Consider the following 2,282-nt stretch of genomic DNA (forward strand, 5'->3'; position numbering starts at 1 on the left):
TTCGGCGCCGACGTTGATGGCGAACAGCGGGTTGCGCAGGTCGTGGCCGAGCACGGCGATGAATTGTTCGCGCAGTTCGGCGGTTTCCCGCTCCTGCTGCAGGTCGGCTTCGGTCTGCTGGAGGCTTTCTTCGGCTTCGATCTGCAGCGACAGCACCCGGGCAAACGACTCCATGGTCGACTGGATGGTGCTGCTGCGCAGTTGCGCCGGGTTCGGGTCCAGGGCACAGATGGTGCCGAAGAAACGCCCGTCGGTGCGGAACACCGGCACCGAGATGTAGCTTTCAAAGTGGTAGATGCGCGGCGTGTGGTGGTCGCGGTACAGCGGGTCTTCGCTGGCTTTGTCGATCACGATCGAGACGTGGGAGTCGCGTATTTCGTGGCACAGGGTGGTGGTCAGGTCCAGCTCGCCACCCACGGGCAGGCCAAAGTCCAGTTGGTCGCGCACGGCGCAGGCGGTCCAGGAATCGTCGGTGACCCGGGCCACGGCCGCAAAACGCAAGCCGGTCATCTCGCTGACTACCTGGAGAATCGCCGGGACGGCGCTGATTCTGCCAATGGTGGCAATGTCGACGGCTTTTTGCCCCATGGCGAACGGTTCCGGTCCTGATGCTGCTGGCGTTGTGCCTTGGCTGATGGTTGGGATTCTAGCGAGCTTGGCGGCGTAAGGTACAAATTCGTTCACGCTAATTAGACTAATTGCTCTTCTGGGCGACGAGCGCGCATAAAAAAGCCGCGCGGCCCGAAGGCGGCGCGGCGTTTTTGCGGTTCAACTCAAGTGTCTTGCTTGTTTTCCAGGACTTCGCCGGTCTTGGCATCCAGCTTCACGTCCCACTTCACGTTGCTGGTGTCACGCAGTTCGGTCTCGTAGACCAGGCGGCCGGCTTTGTCTTCCAGTTCGGTGTCAACGATGGTGGCGCCTTTGTGCTGGGCCACGGCCTTGGCGTTGAGCTTTTCAAAATCCATCACGGCACCGGACTTGAGCAGGCTCGGAATCTGGTCCGGGCGAACATCGGCCTGGGCCAAACCGGCGGTAAGGGTCAAGGCGGCAGCAGCGAACAGAGCGGTCAGGTTTTTCATGGTGTGATCCTTTGGGGTGAGCTGTTTAAGTGGGATCAGGTTAACCAGCGCAACTTAACTCACCCTTAAGATTGCGCAGTTTGTTCAATCGGCGGCGAGTGCGGGGTTTCATGCTGGCGTCTCACTTACGGGAGGCACAGATGAAACAGTTAATGGCCTGGGTGTATGCGCCCTTGTTCTGGGCGGGGTTTATCGGGTGGGCGCTGTGGCTGGTGCAGAGGGATGCGCTGCAGTGGCTGGGGCTGGTATTTGTTCTGGCGGTGGCGGTGTCGTTTATCGCCGAGTGGTGGTTGCCCTATGAGCCGCAGTGGAATCGCAACCAGGGTGATCGTCGTCGCGACTTGATTCACGCGTTGGTCAATGAGGGCCTCAATGCGGCGGGCTTGTTGATCTTGCCGGTGCTGACCGCGCTGTTGGCCGTCGACGGTGTATGGCCGCGGGCGTGGCCGCTCTGGGCGCAATTGCTGCTGGCGATCTTCATTGCCGATGCGGGCATCACCCTGATGCATTACGCCAGCCACCGAGTCGCTGCCTTGTGGCGCCTGCATGCGGTGCACCACAGCGTGCAACGGCTGTATGGCTTCAATGGCTTGATGAAGCATCCGTTGCACCAGATGCTGGAAGCCACGGCCGGGTTGGCGCCGTTGATCCTGCTGGGCATTCCCACGGAGGTGGCGCTGCTGCTGGCCCTGGCGATTGCCGTGCAGTTGCTGTTGCAGCATTCCAATGTCGACATGCGCCTGGGGCCGCTGCGCTGGGTGTTCGCCTGGGCGCCGGTGCATCGTTTTCATCACATGAAATATGGCCGGGCTGGGGATGTGAATTTCGGCTTGTTTTTCAATCTGTGGGATTGGCTCTTGGGTACGGCGTTTTACAGCCATGACTATCGAATGGGGCAGGGCGACTTGGGGATTGGCAGCCGGCCGGATTTTCCGCGGGAGTATGTGGCGCAGTTGCGCGACCCTTTCAGGACGGTGCAATTGAGCAAGGAGCCGCCGGTTCCCGTCGGTCTAGTCCAGGATTCGTACGTGCAGGTTGCGCAACGACGCCCCGGCCGTGACGCCGAATAGTTGTTTCATGGTCCGGGAAAAATGCGCCGAATCGGCGAACCCGGCGCCATGGGCAGCCTCGGTCAAGGTGCTGCCGCCGAGCGCCAGTCCGAGCGCCACCCGCAAGCGCCGCCACAACACCAGGCGACGCACG

At 61.3% G+C, this 2,282-nt stretch carries 4 protein-coding genes; 1 reads left to right on the forward strand and 3 read right to left on the reverse strand.

What is annotated here, in order from left to right; genetic code table 11:
* A partial coding sequence (locus HX846_RS19095) for a GAF domain-containing protein (protein ID WP_178965900.1) occupies positions 1–588 on the reverse strand: 588 nt, incomplete at its 3' end.
* 185 nt (positions 589–773) lie between these two features.
* A complete protein-coding gene (locus HX846_RS19100; protein ID WP_003211453.1) occupies positions 774–1,079 on the reverse strand; it encodes a PepSY domain-containing protein in 306 nt (101 codons plus the stop codon).
* 140 nt (positions 1,080–1,219) lie between these two features.
* On the opposite strand from HX846_RS19100, the gene HX846_RS19105 reads away from it, so the two are divergent.
* Positions 1,220–2,149: a sterol desaturase family protein gene (locus tag HX846_RS19105; protein ID WP_177117365.1), complete on the forward strand. Its 930-nt coding sequence runs from the start codon at positions 1,220–1,222 to the stop codon at positions 2,147–2,149.
* Here HX846_RS19105 and HX846_RS19110 read toward each other — a convergent pair.
* Positions 2,090–2,282, reverse strand: a 193-nt coding sequence (locus HX846_RS19110; RefSeq protein ID WP_178965901.1) for a helix-turn-helix domain-containing protein, incomplete at its 5' end; no start/stop codon positions are given. The genes HX846_RS19105 and HX846_RS19110 overlap by 60 nt on opposite strands.

It is taken from the genome of Pseudomonas sp. K5002 (assembly GCF_013386655.1).
Taxonomy (GTDB): Bacteria; Pseudomonadota; Gammaproteobacteria; order Pseudomonadales; family Pseudomonadaceae; genus Aquipseudomonas.

Excerpts from the sequence above, each read along its gene's own strand:
- HX846_RS19100 (WP_003211453.1), bottom strand. The coding sequence starts at position 1,079 with ATGAAAAACCTGACCGCTCTGTTCGCTGCTGCCGCCTTGACCCTTACC.
- HX846_RS19105 (WP_177117365.1), top strand. The coding sequence starts at position 1,220 with ATGAAACAGTTAATGGCCTGGGTGTATGCGCCCTTGTTCTGGGCGGGG.